Source organism: Chitinophagales bacterium (genome assembly GCA_020636535.1).
In the GTDB taxonomy this organism is placed as follows: domain Bacteria; phylum Bacteroidota; class Bacteroidia; order Chitinophagales; family JADIYW01; genus JADJSS01.
The window spans coordinates 283,981-308,583 of the sequence record JACJXT010000011.1; the positions used below are offsets into that span (position 1 = coordinate 283,981).

Consider the following 24,603-nt stretch of genomic DNA (forward strand, 5'->3'; position numbering starts at 1 on the left):
TTTAAACTTAAGTATTACTGCGAATATAGTTTTATTTTTTCATATAATTTTACTGCCGATTGTAATAAGTCTATTGGATTGGTAACTATTTGAAAGTGATTCTGTCCAAACATTTGTGGTAAATAATATTTGGCATTGGCTTCTATTGCTAATGCAAATGAATTGATATTTTGTTGATGCATTTCTTTCAATGCTTGCTTTACATCATAAATGCCATAACTGCCTTCGTACTTGTCATAGTCGTTTGGTTTTCCATCAGATAATAAAATTACCCATTTGTTTTTTGATGATCTTTGTGCTATTAGTTGTGTTGCATGTCTTAATGCAGCACCAATTCTAGTATAGCCACAAGGTTGAACTGCTCCAACAATATATTTTGCATTTTGCCAACTATCGTCAAATGCTTTTATTGTTTGATACACAGTATAATTTCTTGTTTTAGAATAAAAACTGCCTATAGCAAAATCAACTTTATTTTCATTTAAGATTTCACCAAATAAAATAGAGACTTTCTTTTCTACATCAATAATTTTGTTGCTATTAGCATATCCATCACTCGACAAACTAGTATCTAATAAAATTAGAATAGACAAATCTGTTTCTCTTTTTCTCTGTGCAATATAAATTTTTTCATTAGGAGATTGCTTCGCATAAATATCAGTATAGAAATCGGTTAAAGCATCTAAATCAAATTCTGTACCATCTGTTTGTCTTTTTATTTGCTGTTGTTTATTGTTGATGTTGGCTAACATTTTTCGCAAGGACAATAACACTGTTCTATATTCCTGTAAAGTATTTTTATATAATTCAATATTGGTTTCTGTTATTCTTTTTGGAAATACTTTACAGTATTCTTTTCTATATGATTTTTTTTGATAATTCCATTCATTATAAAGAATATAGTTATTATCAGTTTCGGTTTCTTTACTTTCTGCAATAGCCATATTTTCTACAAAGTCTGAATGATAAACAGAATGTACGATGTCATCAGCTCGAACTGTAAATTTCATATCTAATTCATCTAAAGCATCGCTATGATCTTCTAGCTCATCGCTGCCATCAAAATCTCTCCAATTGCCATGAAATTCGTCTGCTGTTTCTACTTTTTCAAAACTATGATTAAGTACATAATCTTCTTGTTGTTTTTTGTCGATAGTTACATTAATAAGTTCTTCTACTGCTTTAACTTTAATGGTTGTTTGTATTGCTTGTTCTTGTTGCAGTTTTTTATTATCACTAGAAATAGTATGTGTTAAAATGTTATTATTAACTTCTGGTTGATTTACCATCCATTTTCCATACAACCAATTAATAGCTACAATATTATTTTTGGCTTGTTTAATTAATTCTTCTTTTAAAGTATTATATATTTTTTCAATTGAAGGAAATTCTTCAAACAATTGCTTTAAAATTATTGGAGCATATTCGGTTGCTTTTTGTTGAGACAATGCTTCATCAACTACTCCATCTGATTGCCAATTAAAATTTAATTTTTGTTGTATATATAAATACAGTATTCTATATATATAGTATTGTTCATTTAATTGTTTCGTTGAAAAAAGCATCATATTTACTGGCAAGAAAAAATTGTCGTTTTTATAACCACCTTCTCTTTTTGCTGGAAAAATATTAATTGACAAACCAGTTATTGCATTGGCTAAAATATTGAGCTTATGCTTAATGTTAAATAAATGGACTACCTTTTCATCATTGAGTGTTTTATTTATGCTTTTTTTTCTAAAATATTTAGCGACTTTGGTAAATAATATTTCATCTAAATCTAAGCCCATGTTAGATTAATAAGTTACACAAATCTTCTAATGCTTCAATAACTTCTTGTTCATCTGTAAGTGGTTCAATAATAGCTGTTTTAACCGACAATCTTTTTGGCAAACCAGAAACGATTAAATGTGCAGCATCTACTAACAAACGAGTAGATACTGTTTCTGTTAATCCAAGTTCTGTTAAATTTCTAATTTTATTGGCAATGTTAACCAAGCTCTTGGCATCAGCACTAGCTAAGTTGGTTTCGTTCTCAACAATTTCTTGTTCAACAGATTGTTTTGGATAGTTAAATGTTATTGCTACAAATCTTTGTCTTGTAGAAGGTTTAAGTTCTTTAAAACCTCTTTGATATCCTGGATTGTAAGAAGCTACTAACATGAAATCGTTGTGTGCTTTTATAGTAATTCCTAGTTTATCTATATATAATTCTCGTCTATGGTCGGTTAGAGAATGTATAATAACTATTACATCTGGTCGTGCTTCTGCAATTTCATCAAGATATAAAATGGCACCTTGTTTTACTGCTCTGGTTAAAGGTCCGTCCATCCAAACAGTTTCAGCACCTTTAATAATATATCTTCCAACTAAATCGGTTGCAGAAGTTTCTTCATGGCAACTTACAGTAATCATTTCTTTATTGTGTTGAGCTGCCATATACTCAACAAACCTTGATTTGCCAGTACCCGTTGGTCCTTTTATCAATAAAGGCAATTTGTTTTGATATGTTTTATCAAAAACATCTACCTCCTTATCTACAATTTTGTAATAGGGCATTGTTGTCATCTATTAATATATTAAATATTATTCTGAAACGACTAAAGCTTCATCGTTTGGTTTTCCGTATTTAATAAATTCGTATATAAACAGAATTACTCCTGTAGTAAATAGAGTAGCACAAATTGTAAGTACTAAGAAATGTACTTCAATTTCTTTTTGTACCATACCAAAATCTAAGCCCATTCTTCTTTCTAAATAAACTTGAGCAACACCTGCTACAGCAAAAGCACTTGTCATGCCTAACATACCAATAGTAGTTAACCAAAAAGCTAACTGACCAGCTACTGTTTCGTACAGTTTTCTTCCTGTTAAATTTGGCATAGCAAAACTAATAAAGGCAAAAACAATCATACCATATGCTCCCCAAAAAGCTAAGTGACCGTGCATTGCTGTTACTAAAGTACCATGTGTATATAAATTTACTTGTGGTAGTGTATGTGCCATTCCTAGTAATCCAGCACCAATAAATGAAACAATAGCAGCACCTAATGTCCAATATAAAGCTTGTTTATTTGGATGATTTCTTTCGCCTTTTCTATACATTGCTAAAGCAAATAGTGCCATACCTAAAAATGCTAATGGCTCTAATGCAGAAAAAATTCCTCCAACAATTAACCAAATTTTTCCTACACCTATATAGTAGTAATGGTGTCCTGTTCCTAGTATTCCTGATAAGAAAGTTAAACCAACGATAATGTATAACCATTTTTCAATAACTTCTCTATCTACACCTGTTAGTTTTATCAATAAAAAGGCTAAGATACCACCCATGATTAATTCCCAAACACCTTCAACCCATAAGTGTACTACCCACCATCTAAAGAAAGAATCGACAGTTTGATTGTCGAACCAAATCATTCCTGGAAGATATAGTAATGCTGCAAAAACCAAACCCATTGTTAGTACTAATGAAGTTGTGGTGCGTTGTTTTCCTTTAAATAAAGTCATTAAAATAATTCCTAAAAAGGTTAATACATTTACTACGACTAAGTAGTCTAATGGTCGTGGTATTTCTAAGAATTTTCTTCCTTCCCAATAGTTAAAGTGATAACCAATAATGGCAACAACACCAACTACTGCTAGTGAGATTAATTGTACATATGCTAATTTTACACTTACTAATTCGTGTTGTGCTTCTTCTGGAATAATGTAGTAAGCTGCTCCCATAAATCCAGATAATAACCAAACAACTAATAAATTGGTATGCACTGCTCTTGCTGTGTTAAATGGAATAAAGTTGTGTAATCCATCAAAACCCATATGAGCAAAACTCATAATAAAACCATATACTAATTGTAATACCAACAATAGCATAGAAAATGCAAAGAACCAATAGGCAACTTTTTGTGATTTATATTTCATGATAATATTTTTTAATTTATTTTAAATCTGGTTTTGCAGGAAAACCATTCAAATCTGTTTCGTTAATCCATTTTAAAAAAGCTATAACATCATTAGCATCTTCTTCAGACATATGATAAGCTACCATTTTTCTTCCATTAGGTGCCCAAGGAACTGGATTGGTAAGTACTACTTTTACAAAACCTTCGCCTCTTCTGTCAATAACTCGAGTAAGTTCTGGTGCATAGTAAGCACCCTCACCTAAAATAGTATGGCAACCCATACAGTTATTTTTTTCCCAAATTTCTTTACCTCTTACAACAGCATCAGAAAGTTGTTCTGAATGTGTTTGTTTTGGTACATCATTGGCTAACGAATCCCACGATAGTACAATGAATACTAAAAATGTTACAACAGTTCCTCCTAAGAAGAAAAACCGTGCTTGTGATTTTGATAACATCTTATTTGATTTTAAATATTATAAATAAATTCTTCTGTGGTTTTACCCATTCAAATTTATTCATAAACTTTGAATAACGGACAATTTTATCCTTTATAAAAGTAAAATTAATTATAATATAACAATGGACAATTTTGTCTTTTATTGAAGGTGTAATTAAAAAGTTTCTAGAGAATAATTTGCTTTTAAATCATCTAAAATTTCAAAAATTATATTGGGTGATTTTTCTGTACATAATAGTGTTCTGTATGGTTTGATATTTGGCAATCCTTTTAAGTAATTGGCATAATGTTGTCGCATTTCCAAAATACCTAAAACCTCACCTTTCCATTCAATAGCATATTGAACATGTTGCTTAATAACAGCAACTCTTTCTTCAATATCTGGAGATTCTACGATGGTTCCATCTTTAAAATATTGTTTTACTTGTTTAAAAAACCAAGGTGCTCCAATAGCTGCTCTGCCAATCATAATACCATCAACACCATATTTGTTTTTATACTCCATAGCTTTTTGTGGTGAATCAATATCGCCATTGCCAAAAATTGGAATGTGCATTCGTGGATTGTTTTTTACTTCCGCAATTAGTGTCCAATCTGCTTCGCCTTTGTACATTTGTTTTCTTGTTCTGCCATGAATAGATAACGCTTGAATGCCTACATCTTGTAATCGTTCTGCAACTTCTACAATGTGTTTGCTATTATCATCCCAACCTAAACGAGTTTTTACAGTAACTGGTTTTTGTGTTGATTTTACGACCATTTCTGTTAGTCGAATCATTTTTGGAATGTCTTGTAAAATTCCTGCTCCAGCCATTTTGCACACTACTTTTTTAACAGGACAACCAAAATTAATATCAATAATATCTGGATTGGCTTGCTCAATTATTTTAGCAGACTCACTCATTACTGTTTCATCACCACCAAACATTTGAATGCCAATTGGTCGTTCGTAATCGAAAATGTCTAATTTCTGTACACTCTTTTTAGCATCTCTAATTAATCCTTCAGAAGAAATAAATTCAGTAAACATTAAATCGGCACCATATTGTTTACACAAAGCACGAAATGGTGGATCGCTTACATCTTCCATTGGTGCAAGTATAAATGGAAACGCTTCAAAACTTATATTTCCTATTTTAATCAAAATTGGCTGTTTTAATGTCTATCTTTGCACAAAGATAATAGTAATGGAAGAATTAAAATCAAACTTTAATAAATATCCATATCCAGTTCAATTGATTTTACTTTTTGTAATTTTTGGATTTTGTTTTTTTGGCGGACAATTACTCGCTGGTGGAATTATGGTAGCTGCTTATGGTTTAGCTGTAATTGACATTAAAAATTTACTTACCGAAGCTGTTAACTTGCATCCATTACGCTTTGCACAAATGATTACTACTCTTGTTGTATTTCTGTTGCCTGCAATGTTGTTTAGCAAATTAACCACCAATGACTACTTCGATTATCCTAAGAAAAAGAGTTATAATAAGCAACTGCTTTTCTTAATTCCACTTCTAATTATTAGTTTTTATCCTTTGCTGAGTGTTGTGTTTGAAATCAATAAAAATTCTTTTTTTGCAGATTGGCTAGTATCACAACAAGAAGAATACAAGCTATTGATAGAAAATTTATTATCTGGAACAAGTGTAAGTACTTTTCTAATTAATTTTTTAATGATTGCCATTTTACCAGCTATTGCAGAAGAATGGTTTTTTAGAGGAACACTTCAAGAATTTCTATCAAAAAAAGCCAATATACACTTTGCTATAATATGGTCAGCTATTGTTTTTAGTCTAATTCATTTTGAGTTTTCTGGTTTTCTTCCAAGAATAGCTTTAGGTGTTTTACTTGGATATATCTATTATTTTTCTGGCAATATTTGGTTGGCTGTACTAGCACATTTATTTAACAATGGCATGGAAGTTTTGGGTGTTTATTTAGGTAATATAGGTGTTATTTCTAAAGATTTAACAGGCGATCCTACGATGCCTAGTGCTGTTATAATTATAACTAGTACAATTGCATTTGCAGTTTTGATGATGCTTTTTTATAAAATTGGTAATAAAAAAAGCACTACTTTTGTGAGCTAAATCTATGGATTTAAAAGATACAGGTGTAAGAATTGCCTCAGGCATTGTTTTTTTAATTATCATGATTGGTAGTGTAATGCTATCTGAGTGGTCGTACTTTATATTGTTTGCATTACTTACATGCTTTACACTAATGGAATATCATACTATTACTTATCCATTGACAGATGTTAACAGAAAATGGCAAGTAGCTTATAAAGCATTAGCAAGTATAAGTGGAGTTTTGTATTTTATTTCTTGTTTCTTCGTAGCTAAAGGTGAATTGCCAGCAGCTTCATTACTTATAGTGGTATTAATGCCATTGTTTTGGTTAACGATTGAGCTATTCAACACTAGTAATTCTAACATTATTAATTTTTCTAGAAACATGGTTGGCTTCTTATATGTAGTACTACCATTTTCTGCTACTTGTTTTATTGCTGTTCCTAGTGGAAAATATACCTATGCTTATTTGTTGGCTATTATGATTTTTGCTTGGAGCAATGATTCTTTTGCCTATTTATTTGGTTCATTATTTGGTAAGCATAAAATGTTTGAAAGAGTATCACCAAAAAAATCGTGGGAAGGATTTTTTGGTGGTGTAATAGGAAGTATTGGTTTTAGTTACTTGTTGTTTTTATTTTACCAATGGAAAGCATTGGGTTTAGATACTAGTGCTTTTGTTTGGAAAGACTTTGCCATTTTAGCATTAATTACTGCTGTTACAAGTACTATTGGCGATTTTTGTGAGTCGATGTTAAAACGAAATTTAAAAATAAAAGATAGTGGTACTATTATGCCAGGACATGGTGGTTTTTTAGATAGATTTGATGGACTACTATTTGCATTTCCTGTTAGTTTATTTTATTTATTGGTAATAAAACAATATATTTAATTTGAGGTTTCGCATATGAAAGAAAACACCTATATACATAGAGAAGGTTGGACAATAATTGTAGTAACTGTTTTATTAACATTACTTTTTAATTTGATTGTTTGGTACTTCTTTCATCAACATATTTATATAGTACTTGCTATAAAAATTTTAAGTGCTGTATTCTTGTTTTTTGTAGTCTATTTTTTTAGAAATCCGAGTAGAGAAATCATTTTAGATGAAAAGAAAATTATTGCACCAGCAGATGGTACTATCGTTGTAGTAGAAGAAGTGTATGAACCAGAATATTTTAAAGCTCAGAAATTACAAGTGTCTATATTTATGTCGCCTAGTAATGTTCATGTGAATAGAACACCTATTGGCGGAAAAATTACTTATGCTAAATATCACGATGGCAATTATTTAGTAGCATGGCATCCAAAATCATCAACCGAAAATGAAAGAACTTCTATAGTTATTGACAATGGTTCTTTTGATGTAATGTTGAGACAAATTGCTGGAAAAGTTGCTAGAAGAATTGTATATTATATTAAACAAGACGAAGAAGTAGCTCAAGGTTACAGCTTTGGTTTTATAAAATTTGGTTCTCGAATAGATTTGTTTTTGCCACTAGATACTAAAGTAAATGTAATACTTGGACAAAAGGTAAAAGGAGGCATTACTATTATAGGTGAGATGAAGTGATAACAAAATAAACATTTATCAATTAAATAGTCTGATAAATATCCATCAATTGTTTGGTCATGATGTCTGGTGCAAATTGTTGTACTTGTAGTTTTGCCTTTTGTTCTACTTCTTCTTTGTACTCTAAATTGTAGTAGATAAATTGTATGGCATTGGCTAGTTCTTCTACATTATTTGGATCTATAAAAATACAAGCATCACCACCAACTTCTGGCATAGAAGAAACTTTACTGGTAATAACTGGTTTACCACAGCAAAGAGCTTCTAGTATTGGCAATCCAAATCCTTCGTACAAACTTGGATATACTAAACCTTGCGACATATGATAAATTATTGGCAATTCGTAGTTGGGTATATTGTGTAGAAAATAGATTCTATCTTGTAAATCGTTTTCGTAGATAAATTTTTCTACTTTTTTAAATTCGTCGCCACCTTGTGTTACAGCAACTAAATTTTTGTCTTTGTTTTCTGGTGTTAGTAACGCTTTTAAAATGCTAGTAAAATTTTTTCTTTTGCTAATAGCTCCTACATATAAAATAAAATCTCTAGGAATATGCATTTTATTCCAATATTCATCTTTAATATTATAAGTAATAGGATAATCAAATTCTCGATTCCAAGTTGGATAAATAATTTTTACTTTATGTTCATTGGCATCAAAAAACTCTACTAAATCATTTTTGGTTTGTTGACTAACAGCAATAATACAATCTGCTTCTTGAATAGCTTTCTTTGTTTTCTTTTTATAAATCATTCTATCAAACAAAGAAAATGACTTCGGTAATTTGCTGTGAATGACATCATGAATGGTAACTACTTTTTTTATTTGATTAGGTAAGTTTATTGGCAATTCATTACTCAATCCATGATATACCTGAATTTGATTTTCTATCAATTCATTTTGAATATATTTTAATCGCCAAGCTTTTGGAGATGAATGGTTAGCAACTACTGTTTTATCTACTAGGTCTGTATGTTTAAACGGACTAGTAGTATAAAACTTATGGTGAACAAAGATTTTATAATCTTCATTAGGATAGAATTGCAATAAGCGTTTAAGGACTGTTCTACTGTAAGAACCTAATCCAGTATCATTGTGGTACAATCGCTTTCCATCAAAACCGATATTCATATATATATTGTTGAACTATACTGCAACATTAAAATCTCGCAGAGCATCATTTAAGCTTGTTTTTAAGTCGGTACTTGCTTTGCGTTGTCCTATAATTAAAGCACATGGCACATGATAAGTTCCTGCAGGAAACTCTTTTGGCATTGTTCCAGGAATTACTACAGAACGCGCTGGTACTCTTCCTCTGTATTCTATTGGCTCACTTCCAGAAACATCAATAATTTTAGTCGATTTTGTTAATACTACATTAGCACCTAGTACTACTTCTTTTTCTAAATGAACGCCTTCTACCACTATACATCTAGAACCAACAAAACAATCATCTTCTATAATAACAGGAGCAGCTTGTACTGGTTCTAACACGCCACCAATACCAACACCACCACTTAAATGTACATTTTTACCAATTTGAGCACAACTACCAACAGTAGCCCAAGTATCTACCATTGTTCCACTATCAACATACGCACCAATATTTACATAGCTTGGCATCATTACTACGCCTTTTTGTATGAAAGCACCTCTTCTAGCAATTGCATGAGGTACTACTCTAACACCCAATGCTTCATAATTTTTTTTCAAAGGAATTTTATCGTAAAATTCAAACGGACCAACTTCTATAGTTTCCATTTTTTGTGTAGGAAAATATAATATCACAGCTTTTTTTACCCAATCATTTACTATCCAACCATTTTCCGTTGGCGTTGCTACACGCAATAAACCTTTATCTAATTGCGTTATAACTTCTTCAATGGCAGCAACTGTATTATTATCGTTTAGCAAACTTCTATCTTCCCACGCTTTTTCAATAATTTGTTGTAAATCTTGCATAATGTTCCGTATTTTTCACACAAAAATAAGATATAAAAACACAATACCATGAATTTAGAATTAAATAAAAGCAAATATCTTTTGATTGTAGCAGTTATATTGATATTTTCTGCCTGTAAAAGAAAAACAGTTACAGTAAAAAACAACAATGGCGTAGTAGTACAATCGTATGAAGTTTTACGCAAGCAACAAAATATAAAAGATGGAAAATTTACTAGCTTTTATGATGATGGTACAAAAATGGAAGAATCGAATTATGTAAATGGCAAACAAGATGGCATTAGCAATCTATATTATCAAGATGGTAAATTAATGATTGAAAGACATTTTAAGATGGATGTTTATGATGGCGATTATAAAGAGTACTACGAAAATGGATTTATAAAACAAGAAGGCAAGTACAAAGACAATATGATGGACGGTGTTTGGAAAAACTATTATGCTAGCAGTGAAGGTTTGGTAAGTGCTTTAACTACAATGAAAGATGGAAAAATTAATGGTGACGCTAAAGAATTTGCTACTAATGGAAAGCTATATGTAGAAGGCAATAAGGTTGAAATTTTTGGAGGTATAGATGTATATAATGGTATTGTAAAAGTTTATGATACAATAAGTGGAAAGCAAATTTATAACTTAGAATACGAAGATGGAAAACAAGTAAAAAAAGACTCCATATTTTAAAAAAGCGTTAATCTTAAAAATTTTCAAAATCAATTTTGCAGATAAGGAAAAATAAGTTATTTTTGCATTCGCTTTAATAAAGCAGTAGATTCCGTAGCTCAGCTGGTAGAGCAATACACTTTTAATGTATGGGTCCTGGGTTCGAATCCCAGCGGGATCACAGGTGCCAAAACCTCCGCCCTTGCAACTCGTTAGTTCAAGGGCATTTTTTTTATAAGTGTTGTTGTTATAATCAAATTAAAAAACTACCAAATTTAATCTCTAAAAATATTGGCTTAGTAGCACAATTTAATTGCTATCTTTATTGCGTGACCAAAAGAAAAAATATTACTATTCTTGGCATTGATCCTGGAACGCAAGTTACTGGTTATGGTATTATCAATGCAAATGGTTATACTGCCGATTTAATTGCTATTGGCACTATACATACTTCTAAGTTTGATGATCATTATGATAAGTTGTGTAAAATCTACGATAGAGTGTTAGAAATCATCAACAGTTATCAACCAGAAGTTTTAGCTATTGAAGCACCTTTCTATGCCAAAAATGTACAGTCGATGTTAAAATTGGGTAGAGCTCAAGGTATGGCAATTGCAGCTGCATTATCAAAGAAAATAGTTATTCAAGAATTTTCTCCAAAAAGAATTAAACAAAGTATTACAGGAAACGGAAATGCAAGTAAAGAACAAGTTGCTGCTATGCTTTGTCAAATATTAAAGACTAAAGACTTACCAAATCAATTAGATGCAACAGATGGTTTAGCTGCTGCTATGTGTTATCATTTTTCACTCAATAGCATCAATCAAAATGGCAAACGATATACTGGTTGGAAAGCTTTTGTAGCTGATAATCCTAAGAAAGTAAAGTAGATTAGTACGCTCTTGCAAATAACACTCTTTGTGTACTTGGTTTTCCTGTTAAAACACAAGCACCAACTTCCTTAGTATTATCTATCGGAATGCATCGTATCGTAGCTTTAGTCAATTCTTTAATTTTATCTTCTGTTTCACTACTTCCGTCCCAATGTGCAGCAATAAAACCACCTTTGTTTTCTAGTACATCAACAAATTCGTCCCAAGAGCTTACTTCGGTAATATGTGCATCTCTAAATGTTCTAGCTTTATCATAAATGTTTTGCTGAATATCTACTAACAATGTTTCTATCGTTTCAACTAAATTATCAAGAGGAATGCTTTGTTTTTCTTTAGTATCTCTTCTTGCCACTTCTGCTACGCCATTTTGTAAATCTCTCATACCTAGTACTATTCTAATAGGCATGCCTTTTAATTCGTATTCTGCAAACTTAAAACCAGGTCGTTTTGTTTCATCTTTATCCACCAAAGTTCTAATACCTTTTGCTTTTAACTGTTGATTGATTTCATCAACTTTTTGTTGCAATAGCAAATTTTCTGCCTCATTCTTAAAAGTTAGCGGAATAATAACTACTTGTTGTGGTGCAATTTTTGGAGGCAATATCAAACCATCATCATCAGAATGAGCCATAATTAATGCACCAATTAAACGAGTAGAAACGCCCCAAGAAGTTGCCCAAACCAATTCCTGCTGATTGTCTTTATTTAAAAACGAAACATCAAACGCTTTGGCAAAATTCTGACCTAAAAAATGTGATGTACCACTTTGTAAAGCTTTTCCATCTTGCATTAAAGCTTCAATAGTATAAGTTTCAACAGCACCAGCAAATCTTTCGTTGGGTGTTTTTGTTCCTTTTATAACAGGTAATGCCATAAAATTTTCAGCAAAATCAGCATAAACATCTAGCATTTGTTCTGCCTCTGCAATCGCTTCTTGTTCAGTAGCATGAGCCGTATGTCCTTCTTGCCATAAAAACTCAGCAGTTCTCAAAAATAATCGTGTTCTCATTTCCCAACGCAATACATTTGCCCATTGGTTCACTAAAATTGGCAAATCTCTATACGATTGTATCCACGATTTGTAAGTATTCCAAATAATCGTTTCTGATGTTGGACGAATAATTAATTCTTCCTCTAACTTAGCTTCAGGATCAACTACAACACCATTACCATTTTCATCATTTTTTAAACGGTAATGTGTAACCACAGCACATTCCTTAGCAAAACCTTCTACATGGTCTGCTTCTTTACTTAAAAAAGATTTTGGTATCAACAAAGGAAAATAAGCATTAACATGTCCTGTATCTTTAAACATTTTGTCAAGGTTATCTCTCATGTTTTCCCATAGCGTAAAACCATAGGGTTTAATTACCATACAACCTCTTACAGCACTATAATCTGCTAGTCCACCTTTTATCACTAAATCATTATACCATTGCGAATAATCTTCTACTTTACTAGTAATTGCCTTGCTCATGAAACACTTTTTTGTTAATTAACATAATTTGGTACACTTTTTGAAACTAAATTGTTATATTTTTGGTATACAAATGTAAGACATTTAAGATTGCCAAAAAATTAAACTTCATATTATGAAAAAGATACAATATATATTAACACTGATTGCACTGTTTGTAGTGTCTAATTTTAGTTATGCTGGAGATGATGTGTATGACGAATACACTCCTAAAAAAGTAAAACCAGTATCAACACAATCATCAAACCAAAGCTATAATAATAGTGGTAGTAGTTATAGTGGTTTAAATAATAATTATTATAGTGATAGATATGATGACAATAATTATTACAATAACAATCAATACTACGACGAAGACGATTATTCTATGTCTTATTCTGATAGAATAAGACGATTTCACAATCCAAATGTTCGTTTTAGTGTAGGATATAGTTCTTATAGTAATCCAAATTCTTGGTATGGTTATTCTGATTGGAATAGATTTTATGGTAACTCATTTTCACCAAGTTGGTGTAATCCATATCAAAATTTTTGGAATCCATTTACTACAACTATAATTATTCAGCAAGGACCATATGGATTCAACTCTTGGTCTAACAATAGTTTCTATAATTCTTACTATAACAATAGTTGGTATAATCCATGGGCTAATCCTTATTATAGTTATTATTCACCAGGTTGCAATAGTTACTTTGGCAATAATTACTACGGTAGTTACTATGGCAACAATGGCTATTATGGCAATAACGGTTATTATGGCAGTGGCTACTATCCAAGAAATAATGATGGTTATTATAATAAAACCACTACCAATACTCCAAAATATTCAACACCAACCAATGTTCCTGTAAAACAAAATACCAATTATAGTGGAGGAAAAAGTTCTTATATCAAGAAATCATCTACACCAACGAATAATAATTCTGGTGGTAATAATGGCGGAAGTATATACTATAACAAATCCAATAGTAATTCAAATTATAAAAACTCTGGTAATAATGGTGGAGGATATCAGCCGAGTAATAAATCGGGAAGTTCTAATACAGACTCTGGTATAAAAATCAATAAGAAAACAAAGTAAGTTATTCAAAAAATTATAAATATGAATAGACAAGTTAAATATCTTGTATTGCTAATTATTGCATACACTCAAACTACATTTGCACAGTCTGATGCCGATATTTTACAGTTTAGTTATTGGCAAAATACTGGTACTGCACGAAATATTGCAGTAGGAAATACTATGGGTGTTGTAGGTGCAGACATTAGCAATATCAATACTAATCCTGCTGGAATTGGCAAATTGAGTAGCACAGAAGGTTCTATAACTTTAGGTGTTCCTATCTTAAATGCGACTACTGAATATTTGGACAATAAGAGAGATGATAGTAAATTGGGTTTTCAGGTAAATAATATTGGCGTTGTTTTTAGTTCTAAATACTTAAATGATAAAACAGAAAGTAGTAAATGGAATGGTATTAAATTTGGCTTATCGTACAACCGACTAGCAACATTTAATCAGAATTATTATATGAGTGGTTATAATGCTAATAATAGTTTGATTGATAATCACTACGAAATTATATTTGATAATGCGAATACATTATACGATGTAGAAAACAACTTTCCTTTTGATGCAAGTTTGTCGTATGGTACAGATTTACTATACTACGATAGTGTAAGCCAGCAAATATATTCATCAGTAAATGCATTTGTACAACAAGATATTACACTTAAAAGAAAAGGTAGTTTAAATGAAGCTGCTGTTGCTATTGCGAGTGGTTACAACAATAAAATATTTGTAGGTGCAAGTTTAGGAATGCCTGTATTGAATTATACGCAAAACATTATTCATCATGAAGAAGATGTGTTTGACAGTTCTTACAATTTTAACTATTTTGATTATGAATCGAGTTATAATGTAAGTGGTGTTGGTGTTAATTTTCAATTAGGATTGTTAGCTCAAATCAATAAAAATTTTAGAGTTGGATTTTCATTTAAAACACCAAGTGTAATTTTTGCGAAAGACAAATACAATGCTTACGAATATGTAGACTATGAAGATTATATTGCAGAAGCAGAATCACCAGATGGTTTGGTAAGTTATAATATTCGTTTGCCATGGAGAATGAGTGTTGGTGGTTCTTATTTACACAAATATGGTTTTGTAGCTGTAGAATACGAATTGAGTGATGCTGGAAATGCCAAATACAATTTTAAAGATGATGGCTTTAATGATTATGAAGCTGATTTAAACGATGGTATTGGAGAAAAATATAAATTGTATCATAATATAAAGATTGGTATAGAAGGAAAATTTGATCCAATAAGAATTAGAGCTGGAGTGCAATACAAAACATCGCCATTTAACACCGAAGTTGTTGAGGATAAATACAAACAAAATCAGTTAATTTATAGTGCAGGTTTAGGTTTTAGAAAAGAGCACTTTTATATAGATGCGGCTTATCAGTTTGTAAAATCAAGAGGTTATTTTACACCGTATGTGTTGAATGACAACTCACAACCAACAGCTACACTCAACGACAAAAACTCCTTAATTTCATTAACAGCAGGTTTTAAGTTTTAGAGGAACTTAGCTAGCAAGTCAGTTAGACACTATAAGGTTTTATGAAGTATGAACAAAATTGAATTTCAAATATTCTAAATACCAATTAGCGTTCAGAAGGGCAAAATAAATTTTCAATATTTTTTTGCTGAATTCAAGGCAAAATGTAATCATAGCATAAAACTACGGCAAACTCATAAGTCAGCGAAAAAAGATAAAAGAATAAAGTTGTTTTGACTGCTAATTTGGTATAAAACACATCTTTTTAACCACTAGTTTTTATAGTGCAGTTTTAAAAAATTATAAATCTTTATAAAAAATCAAAATTAAGCTACTTTATAAAAAAAATGTTGTATATTTGCACCTCAAAATTGTGAACTGCGTGTTTACAAGTTCTTTGAGTATGTAAGATTTTGCCAGTGTAGCTCAGTTGGCCAGAGCAGCTGATTTGTAATCAGCGGGTCGGGGGTTCGAATCCCTCCACTGGCTCAGTTTATTGATATATTCAATATTCAGGGCAGTTACCAGAGTGGCCAAATGGGGCAGACTGTAAATCTGCTGGTTTTTACCTACGGTGGTTCGAATCCATCACTGCCCACAAAAGTTCTTTAACAATAAATTAGGCGGAAGTAGCTCAGTTGGTAGAGCATCAGCCTTCCAAGCTGAGGGTCGCGGGTTCGAGTCTCGTCTTCCGCTCTTAATATTTTTAATCTTTCTTGCCAATATAGCTCAGGGGTAGAGCACTTCCTTGGTAAGGAAGAGGTCACGGGTTCAAATCCCGTTATTGGCTCAAAATATTTTTTAATTATTATAAACCGAAATAAAACAAGCAAAAAATGGCTAAAGAAAAATTTGTAAAAGATAAACCACATGTTAATGTTGGTACTATCGGTCACGTTGACCACGGAAAAACTACTTTAACTGCCGCAATAACTTCTGTATTATCTACAAAAGGTATGGCTGAGAAAAAAGACTATGACTCTATTGACGGTGCTCCTGAAGAAAAAGAAAGAGGTATCACTATCAATACAGCTCATGTTGAGTATCAAACTGAAAACAGACACTATGCTCATGTTGACTGTCCAGGTCACGCCGATTATGTAAAAAACATGGTTACGGGTGCGGCTCAAATGGACGGTGCCATCTTAGTATGTGCTGCAACAGATGGCCCTATGCCTCAAACTAGAGAGCATATCTTATTAGCTGGTCAAGTTGGTGTTCCTAAAATGGTAGTTTTCTTAAATAAAGTAGACTTAGTAGATGACCCAGAATTATTAGAACTAGTAGAAATGGAAGTTAGAGAACTTTTATCTTTCTATAAATTTGATGGTGATAATACACCTATCATTAAAGGTTCTGCATTAAAAGCACTTCAAGGAGATGCTGAAGGTGTTGCTGCTATCGAAGAATTAATGGCTGCTGTTGATGAGTGGATTCCACTTCCTCCGCGTCCAGTTGATCAACCTTTCTTATTACCTGTAGAAGATGTGTTCTCTATCACTGGTAGAGGTACTGTTGCTACTGGTAGAATTGAAAGAGGTATCGTTAAAGTTGGTGAGCCAGTTGAAATAGTAGGACTTCAAGAAAAATCAATGACTTCTACAGTTACTGGTGTTGAAATGTTCCGTAAGTTATTAGATTCTGGTGAAGCTGGAGATAATGTAGGTCTTTTATTAAGAGGTATCGAAAAAGATCAAATTAAAAGAGGTCAAGTAATCTGTAAACCAGGTTCAATTACTCCACACACTGAGTTCAAAGCAGAGGTGTATGTTTTAAGTAAAGAAGAAGGTGGTCGTCATACTCCATTCTTTAACAAATATCGTCCTCAATTCTATATGAGAACAACAGATGTTACTGGCGAAGTTTCTTTACCTGATGGTGTAGAAATGGTTATGCCTGGAGATAATGTTACTATTACAGTTCAATTAATCTATCCTGTTGCAATTGAAAAAGGTTTGAAATTCGCAATTAGAGAAGGTGGTAGAACAGTAGGTGCTGGTCAAGTAACTGAAATTATTAAGTAATTATAACCGTCATTAGTCATTAGTCATTGTACTAATGACTAATGATTTAATAGACGGGCATAGTTCAATGGTAGAATAGCGGTCTCCAAAACCGTTGATCAGGGTTCGAATCCTTGTGCCCGTGCAAGAAAAATTAAAATGGATAAACTAATAACATATATTAAAGCGTCTTACGAAGAGTTACTTAGAAAAGTAACTTGGCCTACTTTAAAAGAATTGCAGTCGCATACCATTATAGTTTTTATAGCATCTGCTATTATTGCTTTAATGATACTTTTAATGGATAAGACCTCTATTTTAATTTTAGAAAAACTAATATATAACATTGTCGGGTAAATATTTGTGATGGTAGATAATAAAAAATGGTATGTATTAAGAGTAATTAGCGGTAAAGAAAAAAAACTGCGAGATTATATCGAGAAAGAAATTAAAGCTTCTCAATGGGAAAATATTGTTACCCAAATAGTTGTACCAACAGAAAAAGTATATAAGTTAAGAGGTGGAAAAAAAGTAATTCACGAAAAAAACTTTTTTCCAGGATACTTGATGATAGAAGCAGATTCTAAAAGATTTTCTGGAGATATTATTCAATCTATCCAAAATATTACTAATGTTATTTCATTTATTGAAAGAAATAAACCAATTCCACTTAAACCAGCAGAGGTTAATAGAATTTTAGGTAAAGTAGATGAATTAGAAGAGGCAGGAGTAAATAATAATGAACCATTCTTAGTAGGAGAGTCAATAAAAGTAATCGATGGTCCTTTTAATGACTTTACAGGTACTATAGAAGAAATTCTAGAAGATAAAAAGAAACTGAGAGTTACAGTTAAAATCTTTGGTAGAAAAACTCCAGTTGAATTGAATTATATGCAAGTAGAAAAAATAAAGTAAAATGGCAAAAGAAATAGAAGCATTTATAAAATTACAGGTTAAAGGAGGACAAGCAAATCCAGCTCCGCCAATTGGTCCTGCATTGGGTGCAAAAGGAGTTAATATTATGGACTTCTGTAAGCAGTTTAATGCTCAAACTCAAGAAAAACAAGGTAAAATATTACCGGTTGTAATAACCGTTTTTAAAGATAAATCTTTTACTTTCATCATTAAAACACCACCTGCTTCTGCTTTGTTGAAAGAAGCTTCCAAAATCAAATCAGGTTCTAAAGAGTCTAATAGAAACAAAGTTGGTAGTGTTACATGGGATCAAGTAAAAGAAATTGCAGAAATCAAATTACCAGATTTAAACTGTTTCACTGTAGAGTCAGGTATGAAAATGGTAGCGGGTACTGCAAGAAGCATGGGCTTAACCGTTACGGGTGATGCCCCTTGGGCTTAATTGTTTTTGTTACGATTCAATTTACCAGAGAGAGTTCTTAGGAACGATATTATCTCAAAAAAAAGAAAAAATGAAAATTACAAAGAAAAGAAAGAAAGTTAATGAGCAAGTAGAAAAAGGCAAACTTTACTCATTACAAGATGCATCAAAACTTATTAAAGAAGTTAATGCTACAAAATTTGACGCTTCTGTAGACTTACACATTCGTTTAGGTGTAGATCCAAGAAAACCAGACCAAGCCATTAGAGGTACTGTAAGCTTACCTCATGGTACAGGTAAATCAAAAGTAGTACTTGTACTTTGTCCTGCCGATAAAGAAGCCGATGCTAAAGAAGCTGGTGCTGATTTCGTTGGTTTAGATGAATACTTAGACAAAATTGCTGCTGGTTGGACAGACATCGATGTTATCATTGCTGCTCCTAGTGTAATGCCTAAATTAGGTAGATTAGGTAGAATTCTTGGACCAAGAAACTTAATGCCAAATCCAAAATCTGGTACAGTAACCGATAATGTTGGCGATGCAGTAAGAGAAGTTAAAAAAGGAAAAATTGCCTTTAAAATTGATAAATTCGGTATTATTCATACTTCTATAGGTAGAGTATCTTTTACTCCAGAGCAAATTTTCGATAATGCTAAAGAAATGATAGCAACTATCTCTAAAATGAAACCAAGCTCTGCTAAAGGAACTTATTTTAAAAGCGTTTTTGTAGCTTCTACTATGAGTCCTTCTATCCAATTAGAAGTTAAATCTGTACCGGGAATTTAAAATAAACAGCAAAAAATAGTAGTATGACTAAAGCTGAAAAACAAGCAACAATCGACGCACTTACGGAACAAATTTCTAACAGTAATGTGTTTTACATTGCCGATACTCAAGGGTTAAATGTAGAAGCAACTAACCAGTTAAGAAAATTGTGTTTCCAAAAAGGCGTTCAACTTAAAGTTGCTAAAAACACATTTATTAAAAAAGCATTATCTGCTGGTGATAAATACTCTAACGAATTTGAAGGTGCATTAAAAGGTACTTCTGCTATATTCTTTAGCGAAGTAGGAAATGTGCCAGCTAAAATCATTAAAGAGTTTAGAGGTGATAAAGAATTACCTATCCTAAAAATAGCTTACATAGAAGAAGCAATCTTTGTTGGTGATGATAAATTATCAGAATTAACTAAGATTAAATCTAAAGAAGAGTTATTAGGCGAAGTAATCACATTATTACAATCTCCAGCTAAGAATGTAATTAGTGCATTAAAATCTAGTAGCAATACAATTGCAGGTCTAGTAAAAGCACTTGAAGAAAGAAGTAATTAATTATTATAACAATTAAAATTTTTTAAAATGGCTGATGTAAAACAATTAGCAGAACAATTAGTAAGTTTAACAGTTAAAGAAGTTAACGAACTTGCTGAAGTATTAAAAACAGAATACGGTATCGAACCAGCTGCTGCAGCAGTTGCTGTTGCAGGTCCTGCTGCTGGCGGAGACGCTGGTGCTGCTGGTGCTGAAAAAACAGAGTTCGATGTTATCTTAACAGATGCAGGTGCTCAAAAACTTGGCGTAGTTAAAGTGGTTAAAGAAATCACTGGTTTAGGACTTAAAGAAGCTAAAGAATTAGTGGATGGTGCTCCAAAACCTATCAAAGAAGCAGTATCTAAAGAAGATGCTGAAGCTACTAAAGCTAAGTTAGAAGAAGCTGGTGCTTCTGTGGAAATTAAGTAATATACTGATTTTCAATAAATTAGAGTGTCAGGTAGTCATTAGACTACCTAGACACTTTTTCGCATATAATAAATAAAGTAATAATATATGTCTAATAAAGATAAAACCATCTCTAAAACTGAAAGCCAAAGAGTCAATTTTGGAAAAATCAGTCATCAATTTGAATATCCTAACTTGTTAGATATTCAAGTGAAATCTTATAAAGACTTTTTACAACTAGAAACTACTGCTGATAAAAGAGAATCAGAAGGTTTGTATAAAGTGTTTGAAGAAAATTTCCCAATTACAGATGCTAGAAATATTTTCCTATTAGAATTTCTAGATTATTATGTTGATCCTCCTCGTTATTCTATCGACGAATGTATCGAAAGAGGTCTAACTTATAGCGTTCCTTTAAAAGCCAAATTAAGATTGTCTTGTAACGATGAAGAACATATCGATTTCCAAACTATCGTGCAAGATGTTTTCTTAGGCAATATTCCTTATATGACCGATAAAGGTACTTTTATCATCAACGGAGCTCAAAGAGTTGTAGTATCTCAATTACATCGTTCACCAGGCGTATTCTTCGGTACTAGCTTACACCAAAATGGTACTAAGTTATTTTCTGCAAGAATTATTCCATTTAAAGGTGCTTGGATGGAATTTGCTACAGACATCAATAATGTAATGTATGCATACATCGACAGAAAAAAGAAGTTTCCTGTTACTACACTATTAAGAGCAATTGGCTATGATACAGATAAAGCTATTTTAGATTTATTTGATTTAGCAGATGAAGTAAAAGTGTCTGAAAAAACACTTAAAAAATACATTGGTAGAAAATTAGCTGGTCGTGTATTGAAAACTTGGATGGAAGACTTCGTAGATGAAGATACTGGTGAAGTTGTTTCTATCGAAAGAAATGAATTAATCTTAGATAGAGATGTTGCCATCAGCGAAGACAATATTCAAGATATCATCGATAGCGAAGAAGAAGTAATCTTATTACAAAAAGAAGATTTTGTAGAAGACTACTCTATCATATTTAATACTTTACAAAAAGATACTTCTAACTCAGAGTTAGAAGCATTACAACATATTTATAGACAATTAAGAGGTTCAGATCCACCAGATGAAGATACTGCAAGAGGCATTATCGAAAAACTATTCTTCTCAGATAAGAGATACGATTTAGGATTGGTGGGTAGATATAAAATCAATAAAAAATTAGATATTGATTCAGCAGAAGATGCAAGTGTTTTAACTAAACAAGACATCTTAGCAATCATTAAATATCTTATTAGATTGGTGAACCAAAAAGCAGAGATTGATGATATCGATCACTTAAGCAATAGAAGAGTAAAAACAGTTGGTGAACAATTATATGCTCAATTCGGTGTTGGTTTAGCAAGAATGGCTCGTACTATTAGAGAACGAATGAATGTTAGAGACAATGAAGTCTTTACACCAATCGATTTGATTAATGCAAGAACATTGTCTTCTGTTATTAATTCATTCTTCGGAACTTCACAACTATCTCAATTTTTAGATCAAACCAATCCTTTAGCAGAAATAACACATAAAAGAAGAATTTCTGCACTAGGACCAGGTGGTTTATCAAGAGAAAGAGCTGGTTTCGAGGTGCGAGATGTACACTACTCTCACTATGGTCGTTTATGTACTATCGAAACACCAGAAGGTCCAAACATTGGTCTAATTTCTACACTTTGTATTCATGCAAAAATTAACGAAATGGGTTTCATTCAAACACCATATCGTAAAGTAGAAAACGGAAAAATTAAAGACGAAGTTCATTTTTTAACTGCTGAAGAAGAAGATGAAAGCGTAATCGTTCAGTCTAATGCTCATATTAGCGACAAAGGTACTTTCATCGATAAAAAAGTAAAATGTAGATACCAAGGAGATTTTCCTATTATTGATACAGAAGAAGATGATTTAACTAAGTTAGAATACATGGATGTTGCACCTAATCAAATTGTAGGTGTTTCAGCTGCACTAATTCCTTTCTTAGAAAATGACGATGCTAACCGTGCTTTAATGGGTTCTAACATGCAACGACAAGCAGTTCCGTTAATCAGAACTGAGTCGCCAATTGTCGGTACAGGTATGGAAGCTAAAGTAGCACAAGATTCTCAAGTATTAATTAATGCAGAGCGTTCTGGTACAGTAGAGTATGTAGATGCTAACGAAGTTAGAATTAGATACGATAGAACAGATAACGAAAAATTAGTTTCTTTTGATGATGATGTTAAAATATACAACTTAACTAAATTCTCAAGAACAAACCAAGGATCTTGTATTAACCTAGTTCCAATTGTAAGAAAAGGAGATAAAGTAATAAAAGGTCAAGTACTTTGCGAAGGTTATGCTACACAAAACGGAGAGTTAGCATTAGGTAAAAACTTATTAGTTGCCTTCATGCCTTGGAAAGGATATAACTTTGAAGATGCTATCGTTATCAATGAAAAAGTAGTTAGAGAAGATATCTTTACTTCTATTCATATTAATGAGTACGAGTTAGATGTAAGAGATACTAAATTAGGTGAAGAAGAATTTACTAATGATATTCCTAATATTAGCGAAGATGCTACCAAAAACTTAGATGAAAATGGTATCATTAGAGTAGGTGCTAAAATTAAAGAAGGCGATATCATCATAGGTAAAATTACACCAAAAGGCGAATCAGATCCTACACCAGAAGAAAAATTACTAAGAGCAATCTTTGGTGATAAAGCTGGTGATGTCAAAGATGCTTCTTACAAAGCTAAACCATCTACTAAAGGTACAGTAATAGCTACTAAACTTTTCCAAAAAGCAAGAAAAGATAAAAATGCTAAAATCAAAGAGAAAGCAGAGCTAGAAAAAGTAGAGAAAGATCATATTGGTAGATTAGAAGATATCAAACGAGTTTTAGTAGGCAAATTAATGGAACTAGTTGGTGGAAAAACTACCGATGGTATTACCAATATCTTTAATGAAGTAGTCGTTCCAAAAGGTACTAAGTTTTCTGAAAAATTGTTTGGTGGTTTAAACTACGAAGATTTAAATACTAGCAACTGGACGAAAAATGACGAAACCAACGATTTAATCAAACGACTAATCCACAACTACTTAATTAAACACAACGAAGAAAAAGGTCGTTTCTTAAGAGAAAAATATGCTATTACAGTAGGTGATGAGTTACCAACTGGTGTTTTAAAATTGGCTAAAGTTTATGTAGCTCAAAAGAGAAAACTTAAAGTTGGAGATAAAATGGCTGGTCGTCATGGTAATAAAGGTATTGTGGCAAGAATCGTTCGTCAAGAAGATATGCCTTTCTTAGAAGACGGAACTCCAGTAGACATCGTTTTAAATCCACTAGGTGTACCTTCTCGTATGAATATCGGTCAAATTTACGAAACCGTATTAGGTTGGGCTGGTAAAGAATTAGGTATTAAGTTTGCTACGCCAATCTTTGACGGTGCTACAGTTCAAGAAATTGAAGATTATGTAGAAGAAGCTAAATTACCAAGACTAGGAAGTACTTATTTATACGATGGAGAAACTGGTCGAAGATTCGATCAAAAAACAACAGTAGGTGTTATCTATATGCTTAAATTATCGCATATGGTAGATGATAAAATGCATGCTCGTTCTATCGGACCATACTCTTTAATTACACAACAACCACTTGGAGGTAAAGCACAATTTGGTGGTCAAAGATTAGGAGAAATGGAGGTTTGGGCTTTAGAAGCATATGGTGCATCTAATATCTTACAAGAGTTGTTAACCATTAAGTCTGATGATATTGTTGGAAGAGCAAAAGCTTATGAAGCAATTGTAAAAGGAGAAAATATGCCAGAAGCAGGAATTCCAGAATCTTTCAATGTATTATTACACGAATTAAGAGGTTTAGCATTAGATCTTGATTTTGAATAAATAATTATTTTAATACTTAAAAATAATAACT

At 32.0% G+C, this 24,603-nt stretch carries 23 protein-coding genes and 6 tRNA genes; 21 read left to right on the forward strand and 8 right to left on the reverse strand.

Features of this window, described 5'->3' with window-relative positions:
• Positions 1-14 precede the first annotated feature (14 nt).
• The 5 genes from H6553_01705 to dusB all read right to left on the reverse strand — a co-directional run bounded on the left by H6553_01705 (position 15) and on the right by dusB (position 5,509).
• Positions 15-1,790 carry a VWA domain-containing protein gene (locus tag H6553_01705; protein ID MCB9032535.1) on the reverse strand — a complete coding sequence of 592 codons (1,776 nt, stop codon included), beginning with the start codon at positions 1,788-1,790 and terminating at the stop codon, positions 15-17.
• Position 1,791: 1 nt separating this feature from the next.
• Positions 1,792-2,568 carry a CbbQ/NirQ/NorQ/GpvN family protein gene (locus H6553_01710; GenBank protein MCB9032536.1) on the reverse strand — a complete coding sequence of 259 codons (777 nt, stop codon included), beginning with the start codon at positions 2,566-2,568 and terminating at the stop codon, positions 1,792-1,794.
• Positions 2,569-2,586: 18 nt separating this feature from the next.
• Entirely contained in the window at positions 2,587-3,924 is a 1,338-nt protein-coding gene (locus tag H6553_01715) for a cbb3-type cytochrome c oxidase subunit I (GenBank protein MCB9032537.1), read from the reverse strand.
• A gap of 16 nt (positions 3,925-3,940) precedes the next feature.
• Positions 3,941-4,363: a cytochrome c gene (locus H6553_01720; GenBank protein ID MCB9032538.1), complete on the reverse strand. Its 423-nt coding sequence runs from the start codon at positions 4,361-4,363 to the stop codon at positions 3,941-3,943.
• 156 nt (positions 4,364-4,519) lie between these two features.
• Entirely contained in the window at positions 4,520-5,509 is a 990-nt protein-coding gene (dusB, locus tag H6553_01725; GenBank protein MCB9032539.1) for a tRNA dihydrouridine synthase DusB, read from the reverse strand.
• 43 nt (positions 5,510-5,552) lie between these two features.
• Between dusB and H6553_01730 the strand changes: the two genes are divergently transcribed.
• The 3 genes from H6553_01730 to H6553_01740 are packed head-to-tail and all read left to right on the forward strand — an operon-like array spanning position 5,553 to position 8,013.
• Positions 5,553-6,455: a CPBP family intramembrane metalloprotease gene (locus H6553_01730; GenBank protein MCB9032540.1), complete on the forward strand. Its 903-nt coding sequence runs from the start codon at positions 5,553-5,555 to the stop codon at positions 6,453-6,455.
• 4 nt (positions 6,456-6,459) lie between these two features.
• Positions 6,460-7,329: a CDP-archaeol synthase gene (locus H6553_01735; GenBank protein ID MCB9032541.1), complete on the forward strand. Its 870-nt coding sequence runs from the start codon at positions 6,460-6,462 to the stop codon at positions 7,327-7,329.
• 15 nt (positions 7,330-7,344) lie between these two features.
• Positions 7,345-8,013, forward strand: a complete 669-nt coding sequence (locus tag H6553_01740) for a phosphatidylserine decarboxylase family protein (protein ID MCB9032542.1) — start codon at positions 7,345-7,347, stop codon at positions 8,011-8,013.
• A gap of 22 nt (positions 8,014-8,035) precedes the next feature.
• Here H6553_01740 and H6553_01745 read toward each other — a convergent pair whose 3' ends face one another.
• Both H6553_01745 and H6553_01750 read right to left on the reverse strand, forming a co-directional pair.
• Complete coding sequence (locus tag H6553_01745; GenBank protein MCB9032543.1) at positions 8,036-9,145, reverse strand: glycosyltransferase family 4 protein; 1,110 nt, start codon at positions 9,143-9,145, stop codon at positions 8,036-8,038.
• 15 nt (positions 9,146-9,160) lie between these two features.
• Entirely contained in the window at positions 9,161-9,976 is an 816-nt protein-coding gene (locus H6553_01750) for a 2,3,4,5-tetrahydropyridine-2,6-dicarboxylate N-succinyltransferase (protein ID MCB9032544.1), read from the reverse strand.
• Positions 9,977-10,024: 48 nt separating this feature from the next.
• Here H6553_01750 and H6553_01755 point away from each other — a divergent pair, with 48 nt between their 5' ends.
• The 3 genes from H6553_01755 to ruvC all read left to right on the forward strand — a co-directional run bounded on the left by H6553_01755 (position 10,025) and on the right by ruvC (position 11,526).
• Positions 10,025-10,657, forward strand: a complete 633-nt coding sequence (locus H6553_01755) for a hypothetical protein (GenBank protein ID MCB9032545.1) — start codon at positions 10,025-10,027, stop codon at positions 10,655-10,657.
• An 87-nt stretch (positions 10,658-10,744) separates the two neighbouring features.
• Positions 10,745-10,817: transfer RNA gene (locus H6553_01760), tRNA-Lys, on the forward strand.
• Positions 10,786-11,526: a crossover junction endodeoxyribonuclease RuvC gene (gene ruvC / locus H6553_01765; protein ID MCB9032546.1), complete on the forward strand. Its 741-nt coding sequence runs from the start codon at positions 10,786-10,788 to the stop codon at positions 11,524-11,526. Before H6553_01760 ends, ruvC begins: the two co-directional genes overlap by 32 nt.
• Position 11,527: 1 nt before the next feature.
• Here ruvC and H6553_01770 read toward each other — a convergent pair whose 3' ends face one another.
• Positions 11,528-13,006, reverse strand: coding sequence for a proline--tRNA ligase (locus H6553_01770; GenBank protein MCB9032547.1), 1,479 nt, complete (start codon positions 13,004-13,006; stop codon positions 11,528-11,530).
• Positions 13,007-13,121: 115 nt separating this feature from the next.
• Here H6553_01770 and H6553_01775 point away from each other — a divergent pair, with 115 nt between their 5' ends.
• The 15 genes from H6553_01775 (at position 13,122) to rpoB (ending at position 24,572) form a co-directional block, all read left to right on the forward strand.
• Positions 13,122-14,087, forward strand: coding sequence for a hypothetical protein (locus tag H6553_01775; GenBank protein MCB9032548.1), 966 nt, complete (start codon positions 13,122-13,124; stop codon positions 14,085-14,087).
• 21 nt (positions 14,088-14,108) lie between these two features.
• Positions 14,109-15,593, forward strand: a complete 1,485-nt coding sequence (locus H6553_01780) for a hypothetical protein (GenBank protein MCB9032549.1) — start codon at positions 14,109-14,111, stop codon at positions 15,591-15,593.
• A gap of 394 nt (positions 15,594-15,987) precedes the next feature.
• Positions 15,988-16,061: transfer RNA gene (locus H6553_01785), tRNA-Thr, on the forward strand.
• 26 nt (positions 16,062-16,087) lie between these two features.
• Positions 16,088-16,170 (forward strand) — tRNA-Tyr (locus H6553_01790).
• A 25-nt stretch (positions 16,171-16,195) separates the two neighbouring features.
• Positions 16,196-16,268, forward strand: a tRNA-Gly gene (locus H6553_01795).
• A gap of 22 nt (positions 16,269-16,290) precedes the next feature.
• Positions 16,291-16,362 (forward strand) — tRNA-Thr (locus H6553_01800).
• Positions 16,363-16,408: 46 nt separating this feature from the next.
• Complete coding sequence (tuf, locus tag H6553_01805; protein ID MCB9032550.1) at positions 16,409-17,596, forward strand: elongation factor Tu; 1,188 nt, start codon at positions 16,409-16,411, stop codon at positions 17,594-17,596.
• Positions 17,597-17,649: 53 nt separating this feature from the next.
• Positions 17,650-17,720 (forward strand) — tRNA-Trp (locus H6553_01810).
• Between the two features lie 14 nt (positions 17,721-17,734).
• Positions 17,735-17,932: a preprotein translocase subunit SecE gene (gene secE / locus H6553_01815; protein ID MCB9032551.1), complete on the forward strand. Its 198-nt coding sequence runs from the start codon at positions 17,735-17,737 to the stop codon at positions 17,930-17,932.
• Between the two features lie 9 nt (positions 17,933-17,941).
• Positions 17,942-18,490, forward strand: a complete 549-nt coding sequence (gene nusG, locus H6553_01820) for a transcription termination/antitermination factor NusG (protein ID MCB9032552.1) — start codon at positions 17,942-17,944, stop codon at positions 18,488-18,490.
• A gap of 1 nt (position 18,491) precedes the next feature.
• Positions 18,492-18,932, forward strand: coding sequence for a 50S ribosomal protein L11 (rplK, locus tag H6553_01825; protein ID MCB9032553.1), 441 nt, complete (start codon positions 18,492-18,494; stop codon positions 18,930-18,932).
• A gap of 70 nt (positions 18,933-19,002) precedes the next feature.
• Positions 19,003-19,698 carry a 50S ribosomal protein L1 gene (locus tag H6553_01830; GenBank protein ID MCB9032554.1) on the forward strand — a complete coding sequence of 232 codons (696 nt, stop codon included), beginning with the start codon at positions 19,003-19,005 and terminating at the stop codon, positions 19,696-19,698.
• 23 nt (positions 19,699-19,721) lie between these two features.
• The gene (locus H6553_01835) at positions 19,722-20,243 is read left to right on the forward strand and encodes a 50S ribosomal protein L10 (protein MCB9032555.1); all 522 of its coding nucleotides are present in this window, start codon (positions 19,722-19,724) and stop codon (positions 20,241-20,243) included.
• 27 nt (positions 20,244-20,270) lie between these two features.
• On the forward strand, positions 20,271-20,651 hold the full coding sequence (gene rplL, locus H6553_01840; GenBank protein ID MCB9032556.1) for a 50S ribosomal protein L7/L12: 381 nt from the start codon (positions 20,271-20,273) through the stop codon (positions 20,649-20,651).
• Between the two features lie 87 nt (positions 20,652-20,738).
• Entirely contained in the window at positions 20,739-24,572 is a 3,834-nt protein-coding gene (gene rpoB / locus H6553_01845) for a DNA-directed RNA polymerase subunit beta (GenBank protein MCB9032557.1), read from the forward strand.
• Positions 24,573-24,603: the final 31 nt, after the last annotated feature.

Excerpts from the sequence above, each read along its gene's own strand:
- H6553_01705 (MCB9032535.1), bottom strand. The coding sequence starts at position 1,790 with ATGGGCTTAGATTTAGATGAAATATTATTTACCAAAGTCGCTAAATAT.
- H6553_01710 (MCB9032536.1), bottom strand. The coding sequence starts at position 2,568 with ATGACAACAATGCCCTATTACAAAATTGTAGATAAGGAGGTAGATGTT.
- H6553_01715 (MCB9032537.1), bottom strand. The coding sequence starts at position 3,924 with ATGAAATATAAATCACAAAAAGTTGCCTATTGGTTCTTTGCATTTTCT.
- H6553_01720 (MCB9032538.1), bottom strand. The coding sequence starts at position 4,363 with ATGTTATCAAAATCACAAGCACGGTTTTTCTTCTTAGGAGGAACTGTT.
- H6553_01730 (MCB9032540.1), top strand. The coding sequence starts at position 5,553 with ATGGAAGAATTAAAATCAAACTTTAATAAATATCCATATCCAGTTCAA.
- H6553_01735 (MCB9032541.1), top strand. The coding sequence starts at position 6,460 with ATGGATTTAAAAGATACAGGTGTAAGAATTGCCTCAGGCATTGTTTTT.
- H6553_01740 (MCB9032542.1), top strand. The coding sequence starts at position 7,345 with ATGAAAGAAAACACCTATATACATAGAGAAGGTTGGACAATAATTGTA.
- H6553_01745 (MCB9032543.1), bottom strand. The coding sequence starts at position 9,145 with ATGAATATCGGTTTTGATGGAAAGCGATTGTACCACAATGATACTGGA.
- H6553_01750 (MCB9032544.1), bottom strand. The coding sequence starts at position 9,976 with ATGCAAGATTTACAACAAATTATTGAAAAAGCGTGGGAAGATAGAAGT.
- H6553_01755 (MCB9032545.1), top strand. The coding sequence starts at position 10,025 with ATGAATTTAGAATTAAATAAAAGCAAATATCTTTTGATTGTAGCAGTT.
- ruvC (MCB9032546.1), top strand. The coding sequence starts at position 10,786 with ATGGGTCCTGGGTTCGAATCCCAGCGGGATCACAGGTGCCAAAACCTC.
- H6553_01770 (MCB9032547.1), bottom strand. The coding sequence starts at position 13,006 with ATGAGCAAGGCAATTACTAGTAAAGTAGAAGATTATTCGCAATGGTAT.
- H6553_01775 (MCB9032548.1), top strand. The coding sequence starts at position 13,122 with ATGAAAAAGATACAATATATATTAACACTGATTGCACTGTTTGTAGTG.
- H6553_01780 (MCB9032549.1), top strand. The coding sequence starts at position 14,109 with ATGAATAGACAAGTTAAATATCTTGTATTGCTAATTATTGCATACACT.
- tuf (MCB9032550.1), top strand. The coding sequence starts at position 16,409 with ATGGCTAAAGAAAAATTTGTAAAAGATAAACCACATGTTAATGTTGGT.
- secE (MCB9032551.1), top strand. The coding sequence starts at position 17,735 with ATGGATAAACTAATAACATATATTAAAGCGTCTTACGAAGAGTTACTT.
- nusG (MCB9032552.1), top strand. The coding sequence starts at position 17,942 with ATGGTAGATAATAAAAAATGGTATGTATTAAGAGTAATTAGCGGTAAA.
- rplK (MCB9032553.1), top strand. The coding sequence starts at position 18,492 with ATGGCAAAAGAAATAGAAGCATTTATAAAATTACAGGTTAAAGGAGGA.
- H6553_01830 (MCB9032554.1), top strand. The coding sequence starts at position 19,003 with ATGAAAATTACAAAGAAAAGAAAGAAAGTTAATGAGCAAGTAGAAAAA.
- H6553_01835 (MCB9032555.1), top strand. The coding sequence starts at position 19,722 with ATGACTAAAGCTGAAAAACAAGCAACAATCGACGCACTTACGGAACAA.
- rplL (MCB9032556.1), top strand. The coding sequence starts at position 20,271 with ATGGCTGATGTAAAACAATTAGCAGAACAATTAGTAAGTTTAACAGTT.
- rpoB (MCB9032557.1), top strand. The coding sequence starts at position 20,739 with ATGTCTAATAAAGATAAAACCATCTCTAAAACTGAAAGCCAAAGAGTC.